A 26,491-nucleotide genomic window follows, 5' to 3' on the forward strand; every position below is an offset into this window, starting at 1 on the left:
ATACAGATGAATATAAAACAAGAAATTTTTACCCTGATGGGCGGACGCGTTAAAATGCGTCGTGGTTGCTATAATCCGACGTCGGACGCGGTGTGGTTGGCGGCGTTTGCGCCGACGCACGCAAAAACAGTACTGGATGTTGGGGTTGGAACAGGCGGTGTATCATTGTGTATTTGGGCAAATAATAATGATGCAAAAATTACTGGGATTGATATATCGGATGAAATGCTGACCGCGTGTCGCGGGAATGCGGAACTGAATGGTGTGGACATAGATTTAATCAATGCAGACATTACCACGTGGCGCACAAACCAGACTTTTGATTTAGTGGTGACCAACCCGCCTTATTTCAACGGTACGCCCGCCCGACATAACGCACACCATAACGCAGATTTAAAGACGTGGGTTGCGCGTTGCGTTGCACGCGTGCGGCCAATGGGTACATTCTGTATTATCACAGATGCCGCAACCGTCGGCACAGTTATTGCCGAAATGGCCAAGAAGTTAGGCGACATCACAATAATGCCACTGTTTGGCGCGCGCGATGTGGCGGAACGCGTACTGATATCGGGGCGGCTGGGGTCGCGGGGTGTGACGGTGATGCATCGTGGTTTGCCTATGAATTATGAACCTGTTTTGCGCGATGGCTTGACTATTGCGGATACTTTGTCTAAACTATCCCAGAAATGATAAATTTTATAACGCGATATTTTACGTCCCTGTGGGCGTTTATTACATCCCCTTTTCGTGCCATTTGGCGCGTGATTGTGCGTGTGTTTCCACCACGTGAATTTACGGTTATGGACACGCCACGTGGCAATGTGTACACATATGGGCAAAGCAGTTTTTGGCGTTTCACACGCTTCTGTGGCAAGGTTGGTTTAATTCTGTGGGCATCATGGTCAACATATGTGTTTGTATATCACCGGCCATTGCTGCAAAAGCGCACAGAACAACTGGAAGAAGCGCGCGCCACACACACGCGCCACATGTCTGAGTTGCAGACGTATTTAACAAAATACAACAACCTGGTGCGGGATTTGAATGTCATTGATGACAAGGTTCTGAACGCCAAAGATTTAAAAGAAGGCGAACGTGAAAAATTGATGAATTCACGTATCAAAACATGGGGGGAATTAGATTTCTTGCGGACGCGTATTGTCGAAATGTTGCGCGACGAAGAATTTACCCCAGAATATACTAAAATGTCGGAACTGTCGGCGGAATATGAACTGACACGTGCCGAAAACGAAGAATTAAAAAGACGCAATGCACAAATGGTTGAAACTGTGTTACAGATTGCAGATGCCGACAACATAATCGTCGATACAGTGTCTGCACTGACCAAGGAAAACACCGACGAATTACAGAAAAATATCAAACGAATAAACAGCACATTGGTGACGCTGGGATTGAATCAGACAACATTGTTGCGAAATGCGAATAAATACAACAATCCATTGGTTGGGTCGGCATTTACACCGATTGAATTTGACAAGACTTTGGATGAAAAATACCAGAAATTAGCAGACGGTCTGGAACGTTGGAATGGGTTGCGTCGTTTAAACGAAATTCTGCCCCTGGGCAAGCCTGTAAATTCCCGTATCACATCAAACTTTGGTACGCGCAAAGATCCGTTTACAGGCAAACCGAAAAAGCATCGCGGAATTGACTTTGCAGGCAAGATTGGAACAGAACTGATGGCGGTTGCGCCAGGACGTGTTGTGTCGGCAGGCGAACGCGTGGGATATGGCACAACGGTTGAAATCGATCATGGATTGGGATTCACGACATTGTATGCGCATCTGTCCCAGATTCTGGTGTCGCGTGGCGATTGGGTACGCCCAGGAACGGTTATTGGATTGGCGGGTTCATCGGGACGATCAACGGGGCCACACCTGCACTATGAAATTCGGTACAAGGGCGCACCATTTGACCCGACGAAATTTATAAAGGAAGAATAGAATGCTGGCATTTACAAATTCAAGTGAAAAGCAGTCACCAACCGTTATTGGCGCGGGGTGTAAGTTAACAGGCGACATCAAAACAGATCACACCGTACAAATCCACGGCGAAGTTATCGGTAATATCACCGCAGAAACCGTCGTTATCGGGCGTGGCGGACGCGTTGTTGGCGAAATAAAAACACCAGTACTGTTTTTACACGGCGAACTGGACGGGCCAGCGACGGTGAATACTGCGAATATTTTTAGCGCGGCGAAAATGGTTGGGACGTTGTCATATCGTACGCTGAATATCACAGGTAACACAGGCCTGGAATGTAAATTACAGAAAAGAAAGGATAAGGAAAAATGAATAAAACTGTATCCAAAGTATTTATCGCGGCCGACCATCGTGGGGTTGGTTTGAAATTGTACCTGATTGAAATGTTGGCGGCGGCGGGTTATAATGTTGTGAACCTGGGGGTAGACGACCCGAATACACCCGCTGATTACCCAGATGTGGCGGCGGCGTTGGCCGATGCAATGTTGGATGTGCCGGATTCACGTGGCATAATCGTTTGTGGCACAGGGGCCGGTGTTATGATTGCAGCAAACCGTTATCGCCACATTCGCGCATCGCGCTGTGACACACCGGGCCAGGCACGCGATGACCGTTTTCATGATGATACAAACGTTTTAGCGTTGGCCGCCGACGATATTGATATCGAAGTTGCATTTTTGTGCGCCCAGACTTTCCTGGAAAGCCCATTTGACGCAATCGAACGCCGCATCAGACGCATTGAAAAGATTTCGTAAACAAAATCCCCCGTTTGGGGGATTTTTTATTGCCATTACATCATGCCGGGCATGCCACCAGACATTTGTGGATTGGCCGGCTTTTCATCCGGAATTTCAGTCATAACCGCGCCGGTGGTCAGCATTACACCCGCAGTAGATGCCGCGGCGGCGATTGCGGTTTTTACAACCTTGGCCGGGTCAATGATGCCCGCCGCCATCATATCGACATATTCGCCGGTCTGGGCGTTGTAACCAAAATTGTAATCGGATGCATCCATAACCTTGCCTACGACAATTTCGCCAGATGTGCCAGCGTTTTCAGCAATCTGGGCGCATGGCGCGATGATTGCGCGACGAACGATGTCAATGCCGACATCTTGGTCAGAATTTGCGCCATGTAAATCGTTCAGGGCCGATGTGGCGCGCACCAATGCAATACCACCACCGGCAACAATGCCATTGGACACCGCCGCGCGCGTTGCAGCCAACGCGTCGTCAACGCGGTCTTTCTTTTCTTTGACCTCTACTTCGGTCATGCCGCCAACCTTGATAACGGCAACACCACCAACCAATTTAGCCAGACGTTCAGACAGTTTTTCACGGTCATAATCGCTGGTTGTCGTGGAAATTGCGTTGCGAATTTCATCAGCACGGGCGGCGATTGCGGTTTTGTCCCCTGCCCCGTGTGCCAATAATGTTGAATCCTTGGACACAATAACTTTCTTGGCCGAGCCCAATACCGCCGGTGTAATGTTTTCAAATGTCATGCCCATATCATCGGAAATAACTGTGGCCCCCGTCAGAATTGCGATGTCTTTTAACATTTCTTTGCGACGGTCGCCATAGCCAGGTGCTTTGACTGCGCAGACTTTCAAACCGCCACGCAGACGGTTCAAGACCAATGTTGCCAAGGCTTCGGATTCGACATCTTCGGCGATAATCAACAATGGTTTACCAGACTGGGCAATCGGTTCAAGAATTGGCAATAATGCCTGCAGGCCTGTGATTTTCTTTTCAGACACCAGGATTTGCGCACCGTCCAATTCCGACAACATTTTTTCACTGTTGGTGACAAAGTATGGCGACATGAACCCCTGGTCGAATTGCATACCTTCGACAACATCGATTTCTGTGTCCAGACCCTTGGCCTCTTCAACGGTGATGACGCCTTCTTGGCCAACGCGCGCCATGGCGTTTGCGATTTTTTCGCCAATGTCCGCATCGCCGTTCGCAGAAATTGTCGCAACCTGGGCGATTTCCGCACTGTCACGAACCGGGCGGGCGTGCGCATCAATGTCGGCAATAACCGCGGCGGTTGCCAGGTCAATACCGCGCTTTACATCCATTGGATTCATGCCAGCGGCGATTACACGGCGACCTTCGCGGATTAATTTTTGCGCCAGCACTGTCGCAGTTGTTGTGCCGTCACCGGCATCATCGCCGGCCTTTTTCGCAACTTCTTGGACCATGCGGGCACCGATGTTTTCCGCCGGGTCTTTCAGGGATACCGCGCGCGCCACGGTAACACCGTCCTTGGTCGCGACGGGTGCGCCGTATGATTTTTCAATTACAACTGTGCGCCCCTTGGGCCCCATAGTGATTTTAACCGCGTTCGCTAATTTATCGACGCCCGCCGCCATTTTATCTGTATCAAAAACAATTTCTTTTGCCATTTTTATTTCCCCTTAGTCAATAATTCCCAAAATATCTGTTTCGCGAATCAGGACATAATCGCGACCGTCCAACTTAATTTCGTTCGCAGACGATGCCCATTTCGCAAATAAAACAATATCGTCTGTTTTTACAGTCATTGGAATCAATTCATCGCCATCGTACAGCCCCGGTCCAGCCGCAATTACACGACCACGTGATGGCTTTTCACGGGCGTTATCTGGGATAATAATTCCACCAGCGGTGGTTGTTTCTTCGTTAATTCTTTCAAGTAATACATAATTGTGTAAAGGTTTAAACATAAATACACTCCTTGGGATGATAAAACCTGTACGATTGATATAGTCTGAAATTTATTGATTTCAAGTCTGTATTTTAATATGCTGATACAGAAAAACAAGGGGAATAAAATGATGTACGATGTAAATAATGTTTTCGCGAAAATGATACGCGGCGAAATTCCAACAAATAAAGTCTGCGAAAATGATTTCGCGATGAGTTTTTATGATATTAACCCTATGTTCAAAACACATGTTCTGGTAATCCCCAAGGGACAATATCAAAACATTCTGGATTTTGCAAAAAACGCATCGGCCGATGAACAGGCGGGATTCTGGGATTGCTTTGCCCAGACCGCGGAAAAATTGGGGATTAATTGCGAATTTAACTGTCTGGCAAATGCGGGGGCGAATGCACCGTTTGTTAAGCAGTCTGTGTTTCATTTTCACCTGCATTTGGTCGCGGGCGAACGCACACCAGCATTTGATGAAATGGCGGCGGAATTTAAATAGATATGAGAGTAAACGTTCGGGTTATTCCACGCGCGAAAATAAATCGGGTTGAAGTTCAGCCCGATGGCACACTGCGCGTACACACAACCACCGCACCAACCGACGGCAAGGCAACCGCGGATGTAATAAAAATGCTGGCGGGGCACTATGGCGTGCCAAAAACCAGCATTAAATTAATTCGTGGTGAAACGTCGCGCGATAAGGTGTTTGAAATTTAATACTTTAAAATCTGTTTCTTTAATTCTGCGACGGTGTCAGCAGTATGCATATTATAAACATCCAGATTTGCAACCATAAATCCATGTTTACGCATATGTTTAATCAAACGCGCCAATGGATTCCAGAATCCGTTCGTGTTTAAAAAGAATAATGGCTTGTCCGTTTCGCCAATTTGCTGCATCGTCATTATATCGGTCAGTTCGTTTAGTGTACCAATGCCACCGGGCAAAATAATAAAGGCGTCTGATTCATTAAACATAATTTGTTTACGTTCGTTTACACCGTCAACAACCTGGACACTGATGCCGTTATGGGCAGGTTCTTGCATGGCAATAACGTCGTCGGTTGACACACCAATAACGTCGCCACCATTGTCCAATGCCGCCGACGCAACCGTTCCCATTAAACCAACGTCGCCACCACCAAAGACCATACGGATTCCATTTTTTGCCAACATGCGACCAACCGCACGGGCATCACGCTTGAACTGGGGGTCGTCGCCCAGTTGATGACCACAATATACCGCGATTGATTTTAATGTACACGCCATTTTCTTTTTCCCTTTATTTTTGTAAATTATAACATAAAATACCCATACAATGAACGAAAAGTTTTTGGATTTTGTTCGCAAATATTCAACGCAACGCGTGGCGGTCGCCGTCAGCGGTGGTGTGGATTCAATTTGTCTGTTGCACTGGTTGGTGGAACAAAAAATGGATATTGTTGCATTACATGTGCATCACCACCTGCGCGCGGTGGCGGATATTGAAGCCGCACATGTCGCATATGTGTGCGCAGAACTGGGTGTGCCGTGCCACACGTTTCATTGGGACGAAAAAAAACCAAGCACCGGGATTGAGGTTGCCGCACGAAATGCACGATATAAATTTATGACAGATTTTTGTCACGAAAATAATATTGATGTGTTAATGGTCGCACACCAGGCCGACGACCAAATTGAAACATTCTTGATGAATTTGGCGCGTGGCAGTGGGGTTGTTGGACTGGCCGGGATGCAGGCAGAATCGTATCGTGACGGAATTAAAATTGCACGACCGTTGTTGGGCGTTTTTCGACGAGAACTGGTTCAATACTGTGATGAAAATAATATCAAATATTTTAATGACGAAATGAATTTTGACGATAAATACACACGTGTCAAAATTCGGCAAAATCGTCATTTACTGGCGGACAAGTTAGGAATCTCAGACGACCGAATTTTGTTGGCCATTGATAACCTGGGGCGGGCGCGGGACGCACTGGAAAACGATGTAGGGGCGCGGGTTAAATCTGTTATTTATGATGGATATGCATTATTTACTGATTCTTTTCTGTTTGACGTGCCGTGCCATATTGGTTTAAAGTTGCTGGGGATGTTAATTCAAACCATCGGGGGGGACGAGTATCAGCCACGCTTGAATTCACTGAATTTCGCACTAAGTAAATTGCACACAGATTGTAAATTTACGTTGGGGCATTGCGCAATTCGGCGATTCAAAGACCAAATTTTAATTGTGCCCGAAGGTGAAAAAACAAGTATCAGGAAGAAAAATGAAAAAATTAAAAGACTTCACAAAAAACAAATCAACAAATAAACAAAATCGTCGTGATGGGGCGAACTGGTTTTTAATGCTGTTTGGGGTGATTTTTGTCGCAATGGCGGCACGTATATTCTTGTTCGGCGGGTTTACGCCGGCCAATATGCCGACGATGCCAAACACAGCCCAGGCAAAGCCAATTGAATTATCGTTTTCAGATGTTCTGCGTCGCGCACCAGAAATCAAAACAATGAAGATTAATGGTAATGATGCGTCGGGCACGTTAAGTGACGGAACAAAATATACCGCAACAATTACATATGACCCAGAAATGCTGGCAAAATTGTCTGAATCGGGTACGGCGATTACGATTGATACATCGCGCGGGTGGTTGGACGCGGTGGCGACATTTGCACCACTGGCGTTGACATTGTTGTTTATATTCTGGATTTTGCGCGGATTTCGCCGTGGGGGCGCAGGTGGAATCAGTCGCAGTTTGATTGGACAAAACCCAACTAAAATCGCGACCGGAAAACCAAAAACAACGTTCGCAGATGTCGCAGGCATCGATTCTGAAAAACAGGAACTGTCCGAAATTGTGGATTTCTTGAAAAACAAGGATAAATACAAGTCATTGGGCGCACGTGTGCCACGTGGTGTTCTGTTATCGGGACAGCCGGGGACGGGAAAAACATTATTGGCGCGCGCAATCGCAGGAGAGGCAAATGTGCCGTTCTTTGCCGCGTCGGGGTCGGACTTTTCGGGGATTATCGTTGGACTGGGCGTTGCCAAGATAAAAGAAATCTTTGAAATGGCAAAACGCAATGCGCCGTGTATTCTGTTTATTGATGAAATCGACGCGATTGGTCAGAAACGTTCGACGCATTCGTATAACGACCAAGACCGCGAACAGACCCTGAATCAATTGTTGATTGAAATGGATGGGTTCGCCAATGACACGGGTATTATTGTGATTGGTGCGACAAATCGTGTGGATATGTTAGATGCGGCGTTGTTGCGCCCAGGTCGCTTTGACCGCCAGGTTTATATCGAATTGCCAGATATGGCGGGGCGGCGTGAAATCTTGGATTTGTATGCAAAAAAGGTTAAGGTTGGCGACAACGTTAATCTGCAAGATATTGCGCGTGGGACAACCGGTTTTTCGGGTGCGGATTTGGAAAACCTGTTGAACGAGGCAGCCCTGCATGCAGTTCGAAATGGACGTGATAAAATTACCCCAGATGATATTGAAGAAGCGCGCGATAAAATCATTATGGGACCGCGCAAGATTCGCAAAATGCGCCCCGAAGATATTAAATTGACCGCATATCACGAAGCCGGTCACGCATTCGTCAGCATGATGTACGAAGACGTTGCAGATCCGGTTCACAAAGCAACGATTATCCCACGTGGACGTGCGCTGGGGATGGTGCAGCATCTGCCGATTGATGACAAGGTGTCTATGACATTGGCCGAAGTGCGGGCGAACCTGTCAATCGCGTTGGCGGGCCGGTGTGCCGAAGAAATATTCTTTGGCGCAGACAAAATTACAACCGGTGCAGAAAGCGATATCGCCATGGCGACACGGTTGGCGCGTTATTCAATTACAACCGCAGGTCTGTCCAAGAAAGTTGGATTGCCGGCAATTAACCAGGTTGGCACATTTGGTGTGCGTGGCGCGTTGGAAAACGCGTCTGAAAAGACCGCCGAATTAGTTGATGCGGAAATTCGCGCGTGGCTGGATGCGGCGCATATGGATGCGACAAAGCACCTGACAAAAAACAAAAAGACAGTTGAAAAGTTGGCAAATGAACTGTTGACGCGCGAGACGTTGACCGGCGCAGAAATTCGCGAAATTGTTTTTGGCAGCAAAACCAAATCAGACAAAAAGAAAACCGTGCGCAAAAATGCAAAACCTAAGAAACAGTAAATTTGAATTGTTCCAAATGCCCCCACAGAATACACAGTCAATAATGTTGACGGTGGGGGATGCGTGCGTTATTTTTGATCCATGGGGGCGCGCGGATGATTGGGCGCGGATTCTGGATGGGCGCGGGTTGAAATTGCGTGCAATATACGCGACACATGGACATCCAGACCACATTGCGTGCGCGCCGACATTGGCAAAAAAATATGGTGTGCCGTGGTATCTGCACACAGGGGATTTCAGATTAGTTGGTTGGGGAAACGATTTGCTGGAATATTTTGGGTTGCAAAAAATCAGCCTGGACGATATGCGCCCCACCCCGTTGGATTTAAATCGTACTGAAATTTTACCGGGTATGTTTATGGATATTATTGAAACGCCGGGACATACACCGGGTGGTGTGGCATATCATTTCCCAGATGAAAAAATATTGCTGATTGGTGATACGGTATTCCAGGATTCGTTTGGGCGATATGATTTGCCGGGTGGCGATAAAAATATGCTGATGAAATCAATCGCGAATATTTATAACATGGATTTGCCTGATGACACAGCGGTTGTACATGGGCATGGGATGGACACGTCCATCGGATGGCTGAAACAAAACAACCCTTTTTTTCACAGTTAATTTAACGATGAACTGCATCGGCACGTACAGCGCGTGCGCCGGGTGTGTTACTTTCACACATAACCCAGTTTGTATTTGTACCATTAACGTGAACTGTTCTGAAATAGTTCGGTGTTCTTACCAACAACATTACAATCACCACACCCCAGAATAACATCTTGGTTAATCCCCAGGGGGTTTTAAATGCATCACGGACAAATTTGTCCTTTAATAAATTCTGGTACATGGCCCACGCCCATGAAAAGCATAATAAAATCACCGCAAAGAAAAATCCAATTATCAATGGGCGCGTAAATTGCCCCAAGCCACGCGCCAACATATCCCATGTGTTACTGGCCGCGGGGCATACAAACAGTGCGTTTGGTGCGTTTTCCGCACTTAATACAATCGGGGTTGTGGGCGATAAATTTATATCAAAAACCGTCATCAAAACAATTGATGTTAACAGTATAATCGCAAACAACATTGTCGGCTTCATAGACAATCCCCCCGTTTTGGGTTTATTATATCATAAATAACTATGTAATTGCAATTTTTCAAATTTTTATCTAAGATTTTCATATGTTTTATAAGCGCACACGAATTATTGTGGGGATGACCACGTTGTATAACGAATACCTGGGGATATCAATTCCGGGGTTGGCGCGACTGGGGAAAAAAATTACACTAATTATCTATAACGACAACCCAGATACCAAAGTAAAGAAAAGTTATATTCGAAGACTGGGGTATCGGGGAAAACTGTATATTGTGAATGGCGGACATAATCTGGGGCAACTGCGGGCGCGATTGGCAATTGTGGATTTCGTGCGCAAGAAAAAATTAAAAGCAGACTGGTTCGTGTTTGTGGATGATGATGACATATTGACCAATGTCGTAATCCCAAATGTGTCAGAAAATAATTTCGCAATTATTCAGAATATGGCGGTGATTCGAACACGACTGATTGATGTGTTACGCGTTGCGCGGGACGCGACCAATTACACAATTGATAATGAAAATATCTATCTGGTGCGACCGCATGTTGGATTGGCGGGGACTTTGGTGCGATATTCCGCGATACTGCGTATGGCAGATATTATGAACAACGCATTACAATCAATATCAGATGTAGATGAATCGCTGACATTTCGGCCGCCGGTTGATATGATGATGTGGTCGGCGTTAAATATTATCGCACGGCATGATAACGAACGCGCCACGCCAATTTATATGGATACTATAAATTATATTGCGACCGATGTTGATACATGCCCCACTAAGTACGGGATGAAGATTCAACCAGCAAAGAATCCGACACAACAAATATCACGCGCAATCGCACGTTATGACGCCGCGATACGTGCCACGTTGCGTGACAACAATGCCGCCCCCACGGGGCAAGAATTAGACGCATAAAAAATTTTCCAGAAAATTAAAATATATGATTGAAACAGTGGGGTAATCTTTATACAATACCCCCGATAATAAAAGGAATTGAAAGATGACATACAATGAAATTCGCAAAGCATTTTTAGACTATTTTGAATCCAAGGGACACAAGATTGTGCCGTCTGCGTCATTGATACCGAATGATCCAACACTGTTATTCACGGTTGCTGGCATGGTTCCATGGAAGGGAATTTTACAAGGCACAGAACCGGCGTTCGCGCCACGCGTCGCAGACGTTCAAAAATGTATTCGCGCAGGCGGAAAACACAACGACCTGGAAGATGTGGGTTTTGATGGCCGTCATCATACGTTCTTTGAAATGATGGGGAATTGGTCGTTTGGGGACTATTTCAAAGAAGGCGCGATTGAAATGTCGTGGGAACTGTTGACACGCGTGTTCGGACTGGACCCAAATCGTATTGTTGTGACGACGCATTACAGCGATGACGAGGCGGCAAAAATCTGGAAAAAAGTTTCGGGCAAAGATGCGATTTTGCTGGGTGACAAAGATAACTGGTGGTCGGCGGGCGAAACAGGCCCATGTGGGCCGTGCACCGAAATGCACTATGATATGGGCGACCATTTGCCGGGTGGCATGCCGGGTTCGGCGGACGAAGATGGCGGACGCTGGGTCGAAATTTGGAACGATGTATTTATGCAGTATGACCGCGATGCAAATGGTAATTTAACACCACTGCCAAAACAAAATGTTGATACAGGTGCGGGTTTGGAACGTTTTGCGTCCATTATGCAGGGCAAGACGGATAACTATGACACGGATTTGTTTGTAAATCTGAAACGCGCGGTGTCCGATGTCACTGGCGTCGCAGAAACAGCCGAAAATATCGCCAGTTTCAAGGTTATCACAGACCACCTGCGGTCGGTTGGGTTCGCAATCGCAGATGGTGTAATTCCGTCAAACACAGACCGCGGATATGTAATTCGCCGTATATTGCGTCGCGCAATGCGTCACGGCCAGATTCTGGGGCACAAGGGGGCGTTGTTGTCAAAACTGTACCCGGCGCTGATTACAGAAATGGGCGATGCGTATCCTGAATTGGCACGTGAACAGGCGCGTGTTGTTGACATTCTGCAAAACGAAGAAAATGCGTTTGCGGATATGTTACAAAATGGAATGAAGTTATTGGAAAATGAAATTCCAAAGTTAAACAACAATGTGTTGCCGGGGGATGTCGCGTTCAAATTATTTGATACGTATGGTTTCCCACTGGATTTGACCCAGATGATTTTGCGCGACCGCAATATTGATGTTGATGTGGCGGAATTTGAAAAATCAATGGCTGAACAAAAAGAACGTTCGCGTGCAGACACACGTGGAACACGTATTTTCTGGGAATCCCAGACAGATCTGGCCGGCACGGACGACAGCGCGAAATACGCACCAATCGATATGGAATCGCGCGTGTTATCAATTCTGCGCAACGGTGAATTTGTTGACAGTGCAAACGCCGGTGACGAAGTCGAAGTTGCGTTGGATAAAACCAATTTCTATGGCACACAGGGTGGTCAGGTTGGTGATAGTGGCGAATTAAAAATTGGGAACGACACGGTTATGAACGTAGCAGAGGCCGCACGTGTTGACAATGTTGTTATTCACAAGGGCACATTGGTCGCAACACTGAGAGTTGGCGACACTGTAAAGCCGGTTATTAATTCAGCCGTGCGCCAGCAGACTGCACGCGCACACACGGCAACGCACCTGTTGCAGGCGGCATTGCGCAGCGTGCTGAACGAAGACGTGGAACAGCGCGGATCAAAAGTTTCGCCAGATTCAGTTCGATTTGACTTTCGATTTGGGCGTGCGATGACGGCGGATGAAAAACAGGCCGTGGAAGATTTAGTTAACAAGTGGATTGCCATGGATATGCCGGTTGAACACGATGAAATGTCAATGGAAGATGCGGTTAAGAAAGGTGCAATGGCATTGTTTGGCGAAAAGTATGGCGACACAGTCAAGGTTATTACCGCAGGTGATGTTTCGTGCGAACTGTGCGGTGGGACACACGTGTATCACACAGGTGAAATTTTGAAAGCCAAAGTGAACAAGGAAAAATCAATCAGCAGCGGTATTCGCCGCATTACTATGTCGGTTGGAACACTGGCCGAATAAGAAAAACCCGCCAAATGGCGGGATTTTTTTGAGATATGAGACAGGAAATATGAGATAGTAATACTTAGCTAAACTTTTATTTATCGAAGTAATTGAATTTATGGCGAGTATGGCGTATAATGGATATGTCGCCGGGTGTTCCGGTGATGGGGTGTCAAGACCCGTGCCAACGCGTCGACGGACATATTTAGTGACGCATGTATGCGTCTTTTTTGTTGACCAAGACGTAAAAACTCCTGAACCCGGTTGGGTCAGGAGGGTTGCGATATATATAAATAAGCACACAATTCGTTGGATTGTCTTGAACCTCCTGACCACCTGATATTGGTGGTTTTTTAATTACCCAATTATGCAGGGGCAAAATTGGGATTAACAAAATTCAGGAGTGAAAAGATGAAACATTTTTTACCAATAACAATATCAATGTTGTTAATACCAGGTGTGGCCAGCAGTATCGTTACTGGAATAACGTGCCAAACCGGTCAGGTTTGCTGTTACTATAACAATGCAGGCGGATGTATGAAATGCGCTGCGGCGGGTTCTTGTCCCACATGCACATGCCCATTAAATACGGATAATGATCCGACCATATGTTCCAGCACGGAATGGACCGCCAATGGGACCGAGGGAACATATCACCGTTGTTTACAGGTACAAAGTAACGCTGCACTGGAAATATGCGGATGTCAATATAGTTGTATGCCGGGGTATTATATGACATACGACGCAACCGCAGCCAAAAACATATGCGTCAGATGCCCGTCTATAAATGGCGTGTATGGTACAACGGTTGATCATAACATCAACGGTATTACAAGTTGCTATATCCCCACAGGGACAAGCCTGAGCGACGACACAGGAACGTTCGAATTTACAAGCCAGTGCAATTACACAAACTAAAAACCCGCCAAATGGCGGGATTTTTATATTTTATTATGGCATTGGTATGCCGGCGGTTGCGTCACCCATGACACGGTCTATCATAGCGTCGGCTTTTTGTTTAGCATCCATGTATGCCGCAGCAACCGCAGTTTCAACTGCAGACACGCCACCCGACAATACGTCTGGATTAATCGTCAGTTTAACCAGGTCGTATTTGCCAGTCATATCAACGACGCATGCGCCATTCGGCGCGATGCCCTTGACAACAGTTTTTGCCAATTGGTCCTGGGCGGCGGCGACTTTGTTTTGCAATTCGGCGGCCTGGGCCATTAATGCGTCCATATCCATTTTAATCCCCCCGTTTCTATTTCTGTTTGCTGTAAATATGCAACATCTGAATCGCACGTGTTGGAACACCAATAAGCGCCGCATAAGAATCCGAGAAAGCCATACGTGGTAAAACCTCTTCATTGGCATAGCGGGTTGCACGTTCGGATGATTCAAATTCTTTGTCCGACGATACAAATGGCTGAACACGTTTCGCACCAGATGGCGCAACATCCAGTTTGGTCATTTGAAATGAATACATGCCCGTTTTCATATCGCGGGCAATTGCCGGAAAATAATTTTCCGTCATATATTGGCGTAACACCGGGACGTCTTGGGCATCACACCCCAGGTGTGACGCCCATTGTTTGTCCGTCCAGGTTAATTGTTCTGGTCTCATATTATTCCTTTACAATTTCTGCGCCGGTTTTCTGGTCAATGCCAACCATGGACATACGTGTTTTGCCACGTTTGTCGGCACCCAGATAACGAACATAGACTGTATCGCCTTCTTTGATTTTTGTGTCTTCGATTTTTGCGATACGTTCGCCGGTGATTTCAGAAATGTGAACCATGGCTTCGAATCCGTTCATGATTTTTACAAACAGACCAAAGTCTTTCATACCAGATACAGTACCTTTGTAAATCTGGCCAACTTCTGGTTCGGCAACAATGTCTTTGATGCGTTGGATTGCGTTGTCCGCATCTTCGCGTGTTGTTGCCATGATTTTGACTGTACCGTCATCTTCCAGGTCAATAATCGTGTTTGTTTCACGAACCAGGGCCTGAATTACAGAACCACCCTTGCCGATTACGTCACGAACCTTGTCTGGGTTGATTTTCATGGTGTATGCCTGGGGCGCGTATTCAGAAACAGATGCGCGTGGCTTTTTAATCGCCTTTTCAATTTTGCCCAGGATGTGCATACGGCCGTCTTTGGCCTGGGCCAAGGCACGTTCCATGATTTCAAATGTAATGGATGTGATTTTGATATCCATCTGTAATGCGGTAATACCCTGGTCTGTACCGGTCACTTTGAAGTCCATGTCGCCCAGGTGATCTTCGTCGCCCAAGATATCGGTCAAGATTGCGTAATCGTCGCCCTCTTTAATCAACCCCATTGCGATACCCGCAACCGGACGCTTCATAGGAACACCACCGTCCATCATCGCCAATGTTGCACCGCATGTTGTTGCCATGGACGATGAACCGTTCGATTCCAAAATGTCCGACACAATGCGGATTACATAGTCAAATTCACTGCGACTTGGAACCATTGGATGAACCGCACGCCATGCCAAGTTACCGTGACCAATTTCACGACGACCTGGGGATTTCAAGCCTTTGCATTCACCAACGGAATAGCCAGGGAAGTTATAGTTCAGGATGAAATCGCGCTCTTCAGCCCCGTCCAGGGATTCGATTGGCAATGCGTCTTTGCCACCGCCCAATGTCAATGACACCAGGGCCTGGGTTTCGCCGCGTGTAAATAACGCAGAACCGTGTGCGCGTGGCATAACACCCAATTCGATTTCAATCGGACGTACCGTTTTATTATCGCGACCGTCGATACGTGGTTTACCCGCCAAGATATTGCCACGCATAATGCGTGCCGTCAGGTTTTCAACCACTTCGTCCGCCCATGATTCCAATGTGGACGTGGCACGTTCGGATTCTGGGAATAATTCTGGGATACGCGCCTTGGCATCGGCATGGATAGATGCCAATGTTTCCAAACGAACCAGTTTTTCTTTGATTTGCAGGGCCGCTTCTATTGCAGGTGCAAATTGTTCAAAGTCAGATTCCATTGTCAACTGTTCTGGTGTTTTTTCAGGTGTCGCCCAGCGTTCTTTGCCCGCGCGTTCCGCCAATTCGTTAATGGCGTTGATAACCGCCTGTTGCGCGTCAAAACCAAATTTAACCGCGCCCAAAACAGTCTTTTCATCCAGTTCACCAATTTCAGATTCAACCATCAGAACGCCGTCTTTGGTTGCAGCAACAACCAAGTCCATTTCAGAACTTTCTGTTTCTTTTTTCGATGGGTTCAAGATATATTTGCCGTCGGCATAGCCAACACGCGCCGCACCGATTGGGCCCTGGAATGGAACACCAGACAATGCCAATGCCGCAGATGATGCAATCATTGCCAAAATGTCAGGCTGGTTCACTTTGTCATATGAAAATACCTGGGCAATAATTTGAACTTTGTTTTTAAATGTTTCTGGGAACAGCGGACGAATTGGACGGTCAATCAAACGCGCAGTTAATGTTTCGGCGGTTGATGCCTTGCCTTCGCGGCGATCGCGTGAACCAGGAATGCGACCCGCGGACGCAAACTTTTCCTGGTAATCAACGGTTAATGGGAAGAAATCTTGGCCTTCGACGGCAGCCTTTTCGGCGCAAACCGTTGCCAGCACCATTGTTTCACCCAATGTCGCCAAAACAGAACCGTTCGCCTGTTTCGCCATACGACCCGTTTCCAAGCGCAGTGTTGTATTGCCATATGGAATTTCAACCACGATTGGATTGTTTAATTTAGCCTGTTCATCTTTCTTGAATAAACCAAATACCATTTGTTTTCTCCATTTTTTATTATTTTTGATTCTGCGAAGAAAAATCATTCGTTTCTGCATTCTGGACAAATGCACAAATGAACAATTTCAACTTCGCCATGTGAATTATAAAAAATATTTAGGCCATTGCAAGTCTAATCCGCATCGTTTGCACGTGGGTGGGCGGCGGCATATATGTTCGAAATTTCCGCCATGTTTACCTTGGTATACAACTGGGTTGTGGACAGGGATGAATGCCCCAGTAACTCTTGCAGGCTGCGCAAATCTGCGCCGTCGGATAATAATGCCGTCGCAAAAGTATGACGCAGGGCGTGTGGGGTCACGTAATCGGGCAACTGCAGATAATTACGCAAGGATTCAACAACCTTTTCCGCCATGCGCGCCGACATCGGCAGGCCACGCACACTGCGAAACAATTCATCGTCGGGCATGTTGCCGTATGGGCGCGCCGATATATATTTATCAATCGCGTTCCATACCGCCGGCAGGACAGGCACCAGGCGTTCTTTGCCGCCCTTGCCCAAAATGCGCAGGACGGTGGGACGACCCATAATGTCGCGATTGCGCAGAGATAACGCTTCGGATATGCGCAGGCCGCAGCCAAACAACAGTACAACCAACGCCCAATCGCGCGCAGCAATCCACGGTTCGCGCGCGTCAATTTCACGAATTGCGTCGTGCATGTTTTCAACGTCGATTGGGTCAATGGCCTTGGACAATTTGCGGGGGACGCGGGGTGATGAAATCAGTGTAATCGCATCATTTTTCACCCCGTGATTTTTTGCCAGGAATTTATAAAACCCACGCAACGATGACAGTGCACGCGCCGTCGATTTGGGCGATAGACCGCGACGCTGGCGATCGGCCAGGAATGAACGAAAGCATATTGTATCAACACGCGATAAGTCCGATGGAAATGGTGGCGCGCCGTTAAACCGCTCATAAAACCCCAGGAAATCGCGCACGTCGTTTTCATAGGCCGTCCGGGTGTGGGATGAATAGTTTTTCACCCCCGTCAGATAGTCCAGAAAGTCCGCGACAACATTTTCCATACGCACCCTATTTTATTTCAAACACCGCTGATACAGATACAGAAACATCTGTGTCGCGTGATACAATTGTGCCGCCGGTATCGACCATGGCGGATGTGGCAACCATTTTAGTGCGCATCAGACCGTTTTCAGGACGCGAAATATCATTTGCATTTGTGCCGTATGACACGGTCAGCAATTTGCCCACACTGCGACCATCACCCGCCGCCAATGCTGCGGCACGCGTACGCGCATTTTCAACCGCAACCGACAGACATTCTTCCATTATTGGGGTCAGGACCTGCGGACTGGTGTACATGCGCAGATTTTCCGAAAAAACATTTGGCGCGCCTGCAAACCGCGACAGGATGTTTTCAATTACATCGATACTGTTTGCAGAAACTTCGACCGCAAGTGTTGTTTCAATGCCCAGCGTTATGGATTTTTGTTCGTCGCGATTCCATTCTGTTTTTTCGTATGAATTAAACTGGGTTGTCTGCATTTCAACAGGTTGCGTTTTCAGATATTCTGTTATTTGTGCCATTTGTGTGGTTGCCGCACGCATAGACGCAACCGCCGTTGGCGCCAATGTCGTCACACGCAATGTGATTGCCGTTTTATCGCGTGGCGCAGTTGTCAGACATTCGCCATTTACCGCAACTGTGCGTGGCGTGGCGCGGCGTTCCAACGCGCCAAATGCCAGTGCCAGCACCGCCGCCACACCGATAACAGTTCCAATCCAGATAATTGTTTTTTTCATTTTTCCCCCCTGGTGTTTTATTTAGCCCAGCATGGCGTGCTTTACACGCGCCAATGTTTCGTGCGCAACCACGCGTGCACGTGCCGCACCCGATGCCAGGATTTTATCAATTTCATCTGTATTCGCCATCAAACGTTCATATTCCGCACGTGGCGCGGACAGAACAGAATTGATTTGTTCGAACAGAATCTTTTTCGCATCGCCATAACCCATGCCGCCTGCGCTGAATTTTTCAGCAAATTCAGCGGTTTGTTCCGGGGTTGCGAAGTGTTTATACAACTGGTAAATCGAGGATTCATCTGGGTCTTTTTTATCGGCTGGTAATTTTGAATCTGTGATAATGCGCATAACCTTTTTCTTTAATTCAGATTCAGGCGCAAATAATGGGATGATGTTGTCGTAAGACTTGCTCATTTTCCGGCCATCTAATCCGGGGATTAAACCAGTATCTGAACCAATTACAGGTTCGGGTAACTTGAACGTATTGCCGTATGTGCGATTGAAATATTCCGCAATATCACGCGCGAATTCAACGTGCTGTTTCTGGTCTGCGCCGACGGGGACGATGTCGGAATTGTATAACAGGATATCCGCACTCATCAAAATAGGATATGTGTACAGCCCCATGTTAATACCCGCATCAACATCCAAGCCCGCGGCCGTGTTTTTATCCATCGCGGCTTTGTACGAGTGGGCACGATTCATCAGCCCCTTGGGCGTGACGTTCATCAGCAATGTGTTTAACTGATAAATTTCATCAATATCCGACTGGCGGAACAGGACTGCATTTTCCAGATTCAGCCCCAACGCCACCAATAACGCAGCGATTTCGTATGTGTGTTGCCGTATCTGTGACGCATCGTGGATTGTGTTTAACGCATGTAAATCTGCGATAAACATGAATGTTTTATGCGTTTGCGAACGTTCAATCAGTGGCTTTAACGCACCAACATAATTGCCCAGGTGTGGCATACCGGTGGGCTTGATTCCAGTTAAAACAATTTTATTTGTATCGGACATAATAAATACCTTTGCTTAGTATGTAATTTTAATGAATTTTTCGATAAATTAAAAGCCCTAAATTTGATTTTGGGTGGCAAAACAGTTCAGGCGGCAATGCGCCAACAATTTACATACGAAAAGATATCTAAACATTTCATCATACCCGTAATTATAATTTATATTTTGCCGGTTTTCAATAATTATATGCTAGCGTTGCTTTAACAAACGGTTCACATGCGCGGTCAGGCGCGGATTATACAGTCCACAACGTGGCATCAGGATGTAATCTGGATCGATGCCAGCATTCAGAAAATCGACCGGGTCACATGTGTTTGTGCGACGAACATCGGCATCATTTGGCATGTTGGCGCGGGCGCGCGCGGTTTCCAGATTCTGTTCAGGTGACAAAAAGTACGCAACACGGAAATTATAATGACGCGCCAAGTCGTTTTTATAAAACCAATCTATCATTTGGCGGGTATAGCGTGGCTGAATCACATCATAAATCAGATTTTCGCCCAAATGCGCCATAATTTCAGATTCCGGAACGCCGTACAGCCATTTTGGTGTACCGGGTGTCCAGAACAATTCATTTACCCACAGGTGCGTCGCCAAGGGGGTGGTTTCAAAATACGCTTCGTCGCGGAAAAAGTATGGTGCACCTTCGGATTCGCCGGGACGCATGGGGCGCGTTGTCGCAGAACGCAGGTTATAAAACAGCCCCGACGGTAAAGTGTTCTGGATAAAATATGTTTTGCCAGACCCCGACAGACCATTACAAAACAACAATGTATTTTTCTTCATTTATTCCCCCAAAAGTATGCCCCGCACATATGTGGCGGGGCGGGTTGTTAATCTTCCAAGAAACTGCGCAATTTACGGGCGCGGGTTGGATGCTTTAACTTGTTCAGCGCCTTTTGTTCAATCTGACGGATACGTTCACGGGTAACACCGATGTATTCACCGACCTCTTCTAGGGTGCTGGTCTTGTTCGTGGACATTCCGAAACGCTGGCGCAGGACGGTTTCTTCCTTGGGATCTAGTTCAGACAGAATTTGCGTCACGATTTTACGCAGATTCTTTTGCGCGGCGGACGTGAACGGGTTTTTCGCCGTTTCGTCTGCAATAATTTCAATACGCGAACTGTCATCTTCGGTGCCGACGGGCGCTTCTAATGAGATTGGTTTCAGATTAACCTTCATAGCCTTGTGAATCTTGTCCACCGGCAGATAGATAATCTTGGACAATTCTTCGGCGGTTGGTTGACGGCCATATTTATGCATAAACTGGCGCGTGGCACGCTGAATCTTGTGAATATTATCAATCATATGAACCGGGATACGGATTGTGCGGGCCTGGTCCGCGATACTGCGGGAAATACCCTGCTGAATCCAGTTGGTTGCATATGTTGAAAATTTATTACCCAAACGATAATCGAATTTATCCACAGCCTTCATCAAGCCGATGTTTCCGTCCTGGACCAAGTCCGAGAAGTCCAAGCCCAATCCACGGTTGCTGGATTTTTTCGCAAATTTGATAACAAGGCGCAGGTTAGCCTCAATCATTTCGCGTTTGGCGCGGGCGGCTTCGGTTTGGCCACGACGAACCAGTTCAACAACCTTTTTATATTCTGATGTTGGTTGACCGGTTTCAACGGCGATGGCGGTGATATCGTCTTGGATTTTTAGGATGTCCGCTTCGTGTTTTTTCGCAAAATTAGACCAGGTTGGATTCTTGTGTTTTGCCAACTTTTTAACCCAGTTACGGTTCAATTCGTTGCCGGTGTATTCGGCCAAGAAATCTTCGCGTTTAATCTTGTTTGCAATTGCCAGGCGCAACAGTTTACCTTCTAGTCCCATTAACAACTGGTCGCGTTTGGTTAACTGTTCCAGGATTTCGGCAACACGGTCGTCGTTCAGGCGAATCTTGCTGACGTGTTCAAATAATTCCAGGCGCAGTTTTGTGTATTTCTTTTCCAATGCCGCGTCAGGTGTGTCAGACGTCAACAGGTTGTCCAGACGTTTTGCCTGAAGCTTTTGCATACTGTTAAATATGCGTTTGATTTTGGCAAACAGTTCCAGAACCATTGGCATCAGGGATTCTTCCATCACAGGGATTGGAACACCCGATGTGCTGCGTGGGGTGTCTTCTTTTTTGATACCGTCTTCGTCGTCGTCCAGTTCGTCTTCTTCGTCGTCACCTTCGACAGATGCGTCCGCCAAGTCATCCAAGTCGTCATCGTCCAATTCGTCGACATGTTCAACACCCTTGGATTTTAATGCTTCGGACAAGGCAGCCAGTGATTTTTGTTCAGAATCACTGGAATACATAACTTCCAAATTCACGATGTAACGCAGACGGATGTCTTCGTTCAACAACTGCTGATACCAATCTAGCATGGCCTGGATTGTCATTGGGCTTTCGCACAGGCCATAGACCATTAGGCGGGATGCCGCTTCGATACGTTGGGCAATGGCAACTTCGCCGGCGGCGGTCAACAATTGTACCGTGCCAATTTGTTTCAGGTATGATTGAACAGAATCCTGAACCCCCAGAACCAGCGAACCGGTCTGGCTGCGTTCCAATTGTTTGGCATAGTGTTCATAGTCATCGTCGTTGACATCAACCTGTTCGGCATCAGCGTTCAGCAAATTGCGCGTTTTGTCGCGCGGTTCGTCATCTTCATCGGTGCCATAGTACCGATCCAGATCCTGGGGATAATTATCCGATTCCAGTATTTCCAGCCCCAGGTCCTGTTGAAAGAAATCCAAGACTTCGTCATGTTCGTCCGATGGAACTTCGTCCGCATCGGTGGCGGCTGTAAAGTCCATGCGTGACATATAGCCGACCTCTATCGCGCTGTATGCCAGTTTTTGCAGATTTTCCGGTAAAGAATCAATCAATAAACGTGTTGCTTCGTCCAGTTTTTTTACCATCAATTACCCCGTCGCAGTTTTTATGTTTATATCAAAGGTTTGGCAAAATTATTTCTTTTTGCTTTTCTTTTTAGGTGCGGCGGCCGCCTTTTGCGCCTTGGCCACGGCATCGTGGATTGCGGATTCAGACACTAGGCCCAAAACAATCGGGCTTTGGATTTGAATGATTGAATATGATGCGTGTGTTTTATTGCGGACAGACGCAACCGTTGGATTTGTACTGCGCATCAGGCGCGCAACCTGACCGTCGGACAATTCTGGATAGTTTTTCAAAATCCACAAAATGCCGCCCAGACGGTTCTGGCGATGTAATTTTGGTGTATAGCCAACGCCGCGTTTGTTCTGTTTCTGTTGGGCTTCAACAATTTCACGACGCAGGGTCAGGCGCGCGGAAGTGTCCGCTTCGCAATTTTCAATATCTTCGCGTGTTAATTGGCCACTTAAAATTGGGTTTAAAGGTTGAATTTTATATGTTTCGGCGTCTGCGATATTTTTGACTTCCAATTCATGCAGACCGCAGAATTCCGCAATTTGTTCAAACGTCAATGCTGTGTTTTCAATTAACCACAGGGCTGTTGATTTTGGCATATATGGATAGTTCATGGAAATTTCCTCTATTGTTAACGTGGGGCAATATACACCAATATTGCCCCAATTTCAACCGATTTTTATTATTTTTTTGTATTTTTAGGAATTTATGCCTGCTTGACGATTTTATAGCCGTTTTAAGCCGCACGCTGTTTTGACATTTGTTGTTTCAATACACATTTAGGCAACTGAACAATTTTAACAAAACCGTCCACTCCCCCACTCCAACCACTACCGTTACACGAGGCGCAACACGCTTTTATTTCGCTTGCTTTTTTAATAATTTTCATCACCATCTCCTTTTTCTATCGTTTTCGTAAAAGAGAACAAACTCGCATACCCTTGTGCGCTATATTTTACATAACGCTTCAAGAAGTCCGACAAATTTATCAATCCATAGTCGCACGGCTTCTTTTTACAAAAAATCTTTCCGCCACACAAACAAAAATCTTTGCAACGGAAACACGTATCTTGCAATCCCGCTAAACCGCTTCGCCCAGGCAACTCTTCTACTTTCTCGAGGTTATCGCAAACATCACGTATTGTCAAACAACTTTTATGTGGGTCAAAAGCATCGCAACAGCCCAAACGACCGTTTGAGAATATTTTTATATTCTGTCCAGCATATCCATGGCATGGAAAACGTATAAGTTTTGGAGCCGCATCCACAATTAAGCCGTGCTTTATCAAGATATCTATGGCAACAGTAGAATTCCACTTCCTAAAATCATGTAGCGGCAATAGGTTTATATAATTTGCACTTGAATCAAATTCTTCCAAATAAGCAATATCTACAACTATATTTGGATGTAATTGGCTTACTGTTTGAACAAAATCCTCAAAATGATTTATATTGGAATGATCTGTGTTAAAACGCAAAGACAATTTATATTTTTCAAAATCCAAGATATCCACAATGTTTTTAATATTATTCAAAACTATATCATGCGAAGAGCCACTTTGGATATGTCTTTTAATATCATGATCTGCTTTATTTGATAACGTTATGCTTAAACTCAACTCTTCAAATTCTTGCACAATATCCTTTGTCAATAACAAACCGTTAGTTGTCAATACGGTTTTTAATTTGACACTGTGTTGTTTGCATAGTGTATTAATTTTTCTATAAATATAAAAAAGCTTGTCTTTTTGAAGTAAGGGCTCGCCCCCAAATAAACTTAATCTGAGGGTTTCATACTTGTTTTTCTTCAGACAGTTCTGTACATATACAAAAATACAGTCCAATGTTTCTATAGAAATTTCATTTTTTCTGCCCCAAGCGCTTTGATAGCAATACGGACATCGCAAATTACACTTTTGAGTGAACTCTATAATAATATCCAACTCTGTTGGCCCTGTATCCAAATACATTCTTTTTAAAACGGATTCACACTCTTGATTAGTTTCAAAAAAACCTAACCGCTTTAATTCATTATTATCTTGTGGCGACATATTTTGAAAATGCGTTTCTATATCCGTCATATCTACAAGAACAACCGCACCATTCAAAGAGTTATACAAAATAATCTCTTTGTCTTCACTCTGACATAAGAATACATATCTATTTAAATAATTTGACATATTGTTCCTTACAACTCAACGTCCCAAACAGTCCCAGCAACAGTATCTTTTAAGATAATGCCCTTTTTACGCAAATTATCACGTATCAAATCCGCTGTCGCCCAGTCTTTGTTTAATTTAGCTTCATTTCGCGCTTCAATCGCAGTTATAATATCCGATGCAGACATATTGTTTGTTGTCAAAACAGATTGTTTAATACTGTTTACATACTTGTCTGAGTCATTTTGTAATATGTTTAGCACAGACATCAAAGATATTATTTTTTTTACAATCCGGCTCAAATCATATGCCGTTGTCTTTTTTGACATTTCTGAGGCTATAAAATTGAACCAACTAAATAAAGATGCGGTTACACCTGAGGTGTTAAAATTATCATCCATAGCGGCTTCAAATTCAGATGTAATCTTTTCAATCACTCGGTCTGTCTGGTCAGTATCAGCATCGTTAAACACACGCTTTTTAACATCTGAGATTATTGAATACATCTTATACACATGACGTTTTGCCTCTGGGAAAAAACTATCCGTAATATCAATATCTGCCGAATAAGTATTGCGCAGTAAAGCGAACCTAATTACATCTGAATCATATTTTGCTAATACATCCTGCAACAAGATTCCATTACCAAGCGACTTGCTCATTTTTTGACCATTCACTTTGACAAGTCCACAATGAATCCAATATTTAGCAAACTGCTTCCCGGTCAATGCCTCGGTCTGAGCGATTTCGTTTTCATGATGCGGAAACACCAAATCGCGCCCACCACCGTGAATATCTATTTGTTCTCCCAAATATTTTAAATTCATAGCGCTACATTCAATGTGCCATCCTGGTCGCCCACTTCCCCATGGAGACTCCCACGACACCTCGCCCGGTTTGGCGGCTTTCCACAGAGCAAAATCGCCATCATTTAATTTGCCCGGCTCAACCGACTTGCGAACGCCAGCTTCGTTTTTATTTGTTTGTATGTGTGATAATTTGCCATACTCAGTAAAACTGTTCAATTTAAAATAAACGTCCCCAAATTCGGTTACATATGCATGTCCAGAATCAATTAATTTCTTTACAAAGTTAATAATATCATTAATACAATGTGTAGCACGCGCCATAATCGTTGGGATGGCGTTGCCTAGCGCCAGCATTTCCGCATCTGTTTTAACAATATTCTGTTCTGCAAATTCTATTGGGTCTACTCCAGCTGCATTAGCATTAGCAATAATTTTATCGTCCACATCGGTATAGTTCCGCACATAACGCACATCATAGCCACGATAGCGTAGATAACGTGTAATGACATCAAATGCCACGGATTGGTATGCGTGTCCTATATGCGCATCAGCCGACACGGTAATACCACATGCATACATTTTTACTATTCCAGAAGTTAACGGTTGAAATTCTTGTTTTTTGCGTGCCATAACATTATAAACTTTCAGTGTCATATACGTCATTCCTTTTGATTTGTATTTGTGGAGTTTAATAAAACAGTGTTTGAAATGCAAACGAATTAAGTTTGCGAAAGTGTATTATTAGCGACAACAGTAAAAATTAATAAAACGAATTGTCATACCCCTATTATGGCACGATTGCCCCGAATAAGTCAAGACACAAAAATTAAACCCGACAAAAGTCGGGTTGAATTTGTGGCGGAGCGTATAGGACTCGAACCTATGGACCGAAAAATCCGGTCACAGATTAGCAATCTGCTGCATTACCACTCTGCCAACGCTCCGT

The 26,491-nt window shown here is 45.7% G+C and carries 26 protein-coding genes and 1 tRNA gene; 12 read left to right on the forward strand and 15 right to left on the reverse strand.

Features of this window, described 5'->3' with window-relative positions; all coding sequences use genetic code 11:
- The first annotated feature begins 6 nt into the window (after positions 1 to 6).
- Genes E7008_01060 through E7008_01075 form a run of 4 tightly spaced genes read left to right on the forward strand, consistent with a single transcriptional unit; the run spans position 7 to position 2,759 of the window.
- On the forward strand, positions 7 to 690 hold the full coding sequence (locus tag E7008_01060) for a methyltransferase domain-containing protein (protein MBE6456516.1): 684 nt from the start codon (positions 7 to 9) through the stop codon (positions 688 to 690).
- Positions 687 to 1,964, forward strand: a complete 1,278-nt coding sequence (locus E7008_01065; GenBank protein MBE6456517.1) for a hypothetical protein — start codon at positions 687 to 689, stop codon at positions 1,962 to 1,964. Before E7008_01060 ends, E7008_01065 begins: the two co-directional genes overlap by 4 nt.
- A 1-nt stretch (position 1,965) precedes the next feature.
- A complete protein-coding gene (locus E7008_01070; protein ID MBE6456518.1) occupies positions 1,966 to 2,316 on the forward strand; it encodes a hypothetical protein in 351 nt (116 codons plus the stop codon).
- Positions 2,313 to 2,759, forward strand: coding sequence for an RpiB/LacA/LacB family sugar-phosphate isomerase (locus tag E7008_01075; protein ID MBE6456519.1), 447 nt, complete (start codon positions 2,313 to 2,315; stop codon positions 2,757 to 2,759). The genes E7008_01070 and E7008_01075 overlap by 4 nt, the downstream gene beginning before the upstream one ends.
- Before the next feature lie 35 nt (positions 2,760 to 2,794).
- Here E7008_01075 and groL read toward each other — a convergent pair whose 3' ends face one another.
- On the reverse strand, positions 2,795 to 4,414 hold the full coding sequence (gene groL / locus E7008_01080; GenBank protein ID MBE6456520.1) for a chaperonin GroEL: 1,620 nt from the start codon (positions 4,412 to 4,414) through the stop codon (positions 2,795 to 2,797).
- Positions 4,415 to 4,426: 12 nt separating this feature from the next.
- Positions 4,427 to 4,714, reverse strand: a complete 288-nt coding sequence (locus E7008_01085) for a co-chaperone GroES (protein MBE6456521.1) — start codon at positions 4,712 to 4,714, stop codon at positions 4,427 to 4,429.
- A 108-nt stretch (positions 4,715 to 4,822) separates the two neighbouring features.
- Between E7008_01085 and E7008_01090 the strand changes: the two genes are divergently transcribed.
- Positions 4,823 to 5,203, forward strand: a complete 381-nt coding sequence (locus tag E7008_01090) for an HIT domain-containing protein (GenBank protein MBE6456522.1) — start codon at positions 4,823 to 4,825, stop codon at positions 5,201 to 5,203.
- Positions 5,204 to 5,205: 2 nt separating this feature from the next.
- Entirely contained in the window at positions 5,206 to 5,421 is a 216-nt protein-coding gene (locus tag E7008_01095; GenBank protein MBE6456523.1) for a DUF167 domain-containing protein, read from the forward strand.
- Here E7008_01095 and E7008_01100 read toward each other — a convergent pair.
- A complete protein-coding gene (locus E7008_01100; protein ID MBE6456524.1) occupies positions 5,418 to 5,972 on the reverse strand; it encodes a TIGR00730 family Rossman fold protein in 555 nt (184 codons plus the stop codon). The two genes, E7008_01095 and E7008_01100, sit on opposite strands and share 4 nt — an antisense overlap.
- 49 nt (positions 5,973 to 6,021) lie before the next feature.
- Between E7008_01100 and tilS the strand changes: the two genes are divergently transcribed.
- From tilS to E7008_01115, 3 genes are read left to right on the forward strand one after another with little or no spacing between them, the layout of a single operon-like run.
- A complete protein-coding gene (gene tilS, locus E7008_01105; protein MBE6456525.1) occupies positions 6,022 to 7,017 on the forward strand; it encodes a tRNA lysidine(34) synthetase TilS in 996 nt (331 codons plus the stop codon).
- A complete protein-coding gene (hflB, locus tag E7008_01110) occupies positions 6,974 to 8,890 on the forward strand; it encodes an ATP-dependent zinc metalloprotease FtsH (protein ID MBE6456526.1) in 1,917 nt (638 codons plus the stop codon). Before tilS ends, hflB begins: the two co-directional genes overlap by 44 nt.
- Positions 8,868 to 9,515 (forward strand): MBL fold metallo-hydrolase, encoded by a 648-nt coding sequence (locus E7008_01115; GenBank protein ID MBE6456527.1) that lies wholly within the window; start codon positions 8,868 to 8,870, stop codon positions 9,513 to 9,515. The genes hflB and E7008_01115 overlap by 23 nt, the downstream gene beginning before the upstream one ends.
- A gap of 1 nt (position 9,516) precedes the next feature.
- Here E7008_01115 and E7008_01120 read toward each other — a convergent pair whose 3' ends face one another.
- Entirely contained in the window at positions 9,517 to 9,993 is a 477-nt protein-coding gene (locus E7008_01120) for a hypothetical protein (GenBank protein MBE6456528.1), read from the reverse strand.
- Between the two features lie 83 nt (positions 9,994 to 10,076).
- Here E7008_01120 and E7008_01125 point away from each other — a divergent pair, with 83 nt between their 5' ends.
- The 3 genes from E7008_01125 to E7008_01135 all read left to right on the forward strand — a co-directional run bounded on the left by E7008_01125 (position 10,077) and on the right by E7008_01135 (position 13,977).
- Entirely contained in the window at positions 10,077 to 10,913 is an 837-nt protein-coding gene (locus tag E7008_01125) for a hypothetical protein (GenBank protein ID MBE6456529.1), read from the forward strand.
- Between the two features lie 85 nt (positions 10,914 to 10,998).
- On the forward strand, positions 10,999 to 13,077 hold the full coding sequence (gene alaS, locus E7008_01130; protein ID MBE6456530.1) for an alanine--tRNA ligase: 2,079 nt from the start codon (positions 10,999 to 11,001) through the stop codon (positions 13,075 to 13,077).
- 393 nt (positions 13,078 to 13,470) lie between these two features.
- Complete coding sequence (locus tag E7008_01135; GenBank protein ID MBE6456531.1) at positions 13,471 to 13,977, forward strand: hypothetical protein; 507 nt, start codon at positions 13,471 to 13,473, stop codon at positions 13,975 to 13,977.
- Positions 13,978 to 14,010: 33 nt separating this feature from the next.
- On the opposite strand, the gene E7008_01140 is transcribed toward E7008_01135, so the two are convergent.
- The 11 genes from E7008_01140 to E7008_01190 all read right to left on the reverse strand — a co-directional run bounded on the left by E7008_01140 (position 14,011) and on the right by E7008_01190 (position 26,489).
- The gene (locus E7008_01140; protein MBE6456532.1) at positions 14,011 to 14,520 is read right to left on the reverse strand and encodes a YbaB/EbfC family nucleoid-associated protein; all 510 of its coding nucleotides are present in this window, start codon (positions 14,518 to 14,520) and stop codon (positions 14,011 to 14,013) included.
- A gap of 167 nt (positions 14,521 to 14,687) precedes the next feature.
- Positions 14,688 to 16,859 (reverse strand): polyribonucleotide nucleotidyltransferase, encoded by a 2,172-nt coding sequence (pnp, locus tag E7008_01145; GenBank protein MBE6456533.1) that lies wholly within the window; start codon positions 16,857 to 16,859, stop codon positions 14,688 to 14,690.
- 134 nt (positions 16,860 to 16,993) lie between these two features.
- On the reverse strand, positions 16,994 to 17,911 hold the full coding sequence (locus tag E7008_01150; GenBank protein ID MBE6456534.1) for a tyrosine recombinase XerC: 918 nt from the start codon (positions 17,909 to 17,911) through the stop codon (positions 16,994 to 16,996).
- A 7-nt stretch (positions 17,912 to 17,918) separates the two neighbouring features.
- On the reverse strand, positions 17,919 to 18,650 hold the full coding sequence (locus E7008_01155; GenBank protein ID MBE6456535.1) for a DUF541 domain-containing protein: 732 nt from the start codon (positions 18,648 to 18,650) through the stop codon (positions 17,919 to 17,921).
- A gap of 21 nt (positions 18,651 to 18,671) precedes the next feature.
- Positions 18,672 to 19,670, reverse strand: coding sequence for a tryptophan--tRNA ligase (trpS, locus tag E7008_01160; GenBank protein MBE6456536.1), 999 nt, complete (start codon positions 19,668 to 19,670; stop codon positions 18,672 to 18,674).
- Positions 19,671 to 19,859: 189 nt separating this feature from the next.
- On the reverse strand, positions 19,860 to 20,456 hold the full coding sequence (locus E7008_01165; protein ID MBE6456537.1) for a hypothetical protein: 597 nt from the start codon (positions 20,454 to 20,456) through the stop codon (positions 19,860 to 19,862).
- 47 nt (positions 20,457 to 20,503) lie between these two features.
- Complete coding sequence (gene rpoD / locus E7008_01170; GenBank protein ID MBE6456538.1) at positions 20,504 to 22,588, reverse strand: RNA polymerase sigma factor RpoD; 2,085 nt, start codon at positions 22,586 to 22,588, stop codon at positions 20,504 to 20,506.
- Positions 22,589 to 22,636: 48 nt separating this feature from the next.
- Entirely contained in the window at positions 22,637 to 23,191 is a 555-nt protein-coding gene (locus E7008_01175) for a DUF1013 domain-containing protein (protein MBE6456539.1), read from the reverse strand.
- Between the two features lie 261 nt (positions 23,192 to 23,452).
- Positions 23,453 to 24,757, reverse strand: a complete 1,305-nt coding sequence (locus E7008_01180; GenBank protein ID MBE6456540.1) for a radical SAM protein — start codon at positions 24,755 to 24,757, stop codon at positions 23,453 to 23,455.
- A gap of 8 nt (positions 24,758 to 24,765) precedes the next feature.
- On the reverse strand, positions 24,766 to 26,208 hold the full coding sequence (locus tag E7008_01185; protein MBE6456541.1) for a cysteine--tRNA ligase: 1,443 nt from the start codon (positions 26,206 to 26,208) through the stop codon (positions 24,766 to 24,768).
- Positions 26,209 to 26,401: 193 nt separating this feature from the next.
- Positions 26,402 to 26,489 (reverse strand) — tRNA-Ser (locus tag E7008_01190).
- Positions 26,490 to 26,491: the final 2 nt, after the last annotated feature.

The organism is Alphaproteobacteria bacterium (assembly GCA_015062495.1).
Taxonomy (GTDB): domain Bacteria; phylum Pseudomonadota; class Alphaproteobacteria; order Rs-D84; family Rs-D84; genus Enterousia.

What these genes read in the sequence shown, in the direction of transcription:
- E7008_01060 (MBE6456516.1), top strand. Translation starts at nt 7, where the DNA reads ATGAATATAAAACAAGAAATTTTTACCCTGATGGGCGGACGCGTTAAA.
- E7008_01065 (MBE6456517.1), top strand. Translation starts at nt 687, where the DNA reads ATGATAAATTTTATAACGCGATATTTTACGTCCCTGTGGGCGTTTATT.
- E7008_01070 (MBE6456518.1), top strand. Translation starts at nt 1,966, where the DNA reads ATGCTGGCATTTACAAATTCAAGTGAAAAGCAGTCACCAACCGTTATT.
- E7008_01075 (MBE6456519.1), top strand. Translation starts at nt 2,313, where the DNA reads ATGAATAAAACTGTATCCAAAGTATTTATCGCGGCCGACCATCGTGGG.
- groL (MBE6456520.1), bottom strand. Translation starts at nt 4,414, where the DNA reads ATGGCAAAAGAAATTGTTTTTGATACAGATAAAATGGCGGCGGGCGTC.
- E7008_01085 (MBE6456521.1), bottom strand. Translation starts at nt 4,714, where the DNA reads ATGTTTAAACCTTTACACAATTATGTATTACTTGAAAGAATTAACGAA.
- E7008_01090 (MBE6456522.1), top strand. Translation starts at nt 4,823, where the DNA reads ATGATGTACGATGTAAATAATGTTTTCGCGAAAATGATACGCGGCGAA.
- E7008_01095 (MBE6456523.1), top strand. Translation starts at nt 5,206, where the DNA reads ATGAGAGTAAACGTTCGGGTTATTCCACGCGCGAAAATAAATCGGGTT.
- E7008_01100 (MBE6456524.1), bottom strand. Translation starts at nt 5,972, where the DNA reads ATGGCGTGTACATTAAAATCAATCGCGGTATATTGTGGTCATCAACTG.
- tilS (MBE6456525.1), top strand. Translation starts at nt 6,022, where the DNA reads ATGAACGAAAAGTTTTTGGATTTTGTTCGCAAATATTCAACGCAACGC.
- hflB (MBE6456526.1), top strand. Translation starts at nt 6,974, where the DNA reads ATGAAAAAATTAAAAGACTTCACAAAAAACAAATCAACAAATAAACAA.
- E7008_01115 (MBE6456527.1), top strand. Translation starts at nt 8,868, where the DNA reads ATGCAAAACCTAAGAAACAGTAAATTTGAATTGTTCCAAATGCCCCCA.
- E7008_01120 (MBE6456528.1), bottom strand. Translation starts at nt 9,993, where the DNA reads ATGAAGCCGACAATGTTGTTTGCGATTATACTGTTAACATCAATTGTT.
- E7008_01125 (MBE6456529.1), top strand. Translation starts at nt 10,077, where the DNA reads ATGTTTTATAAGCGCACACGAATTATTGTGGGGATGACCACGTTGTAT.
- alaS (MBE6456530.1), top strand. Translation starts at nt 10,999, where the DNA reads ATGACATACAATGAAATTCGCAAAGCATTTTTAGACTATTTTGAATCC.
- E7008_01135 (MBE6456531.1), top strand. Translation starts at nt 13,471, where the DNA reads ATGAAACATTTTTTACCAATAACAATATCAATGTTGTTAATACCAGGT.
- E7008_01140 (MBE6456532.1), bottom strand. Translation starts at nt 14,520, where the DNA reads ATGTTGCGCCATCTGGTGCGAAACGTGTTCAGCCATTTGTATCGTCGG.
- pnp (MBE6456533.1), bottom strand. Translation starts at nt 16,859, where the DNA reads ATGGTATTTGGTTTATTCAAGAAAGATGAACAGGCTAAATTAAACAAT.
- E7008_01150 (MBE6456534.1), bottom strand. Translation starts at nt 17,911, where the DNA reads ATGGAAAATGTTGTCGCGGACTTTCTGGACTATCTGACGGGGGTGAAA.
- E7008_01155 (MBE6456535.1), bottom strand. Translation starts at nt 18,650, where the DNA reads ATGAAAAAAACAATTATCTGGATTGGAACTGTTATCGGTGTGGCGGCG.
- trpS (MBE6456536.1), bottom strand. Translation starts at nt 19,670, where the DNA reads ATGTCCGATACAAATAAAATTGTTTTAACTGGAATCAAGCCCACCGGT.
- E7008_01165 (MBE6456537.1), bottom strand. Translation starts at nt 20,456, where the DNA reads ATGAAGAAAAATACATTGTTGTTTTGTAATGGTCTGTCGGGGTCTGGC.
- rpoD (MBE6456538.1), bottom strand. Translation starts at nt 22,588, where the DNA reads ATGGTAAAAAAACTGGACGAAGCAACACGTTTATTGATTGATTCTTTA.
- E7008_01175 (MBE6456539.1), bottom strand. Translation starts at nt 23,191, where the DNA reads ATGAACTATCCATATATGCCAAAATCAACAGCCCTGTGGTTAATTGAA.
- E7008_01180 (MBE6456540.1), bottom strand. Translation starts at nt 24,757, where the DNA reads ATGTCAAATTATTTAAATAGATATGTATTCTTATGTCAGAGTGAAGAC.
- E7008_01185 (MBE6456541.1), bottom strand. Translation starts at nt 26,208, where the DNA reads ATGACGTATATGACACTGAAAGTTTATAATGTTATGGCACGCAAAAAA.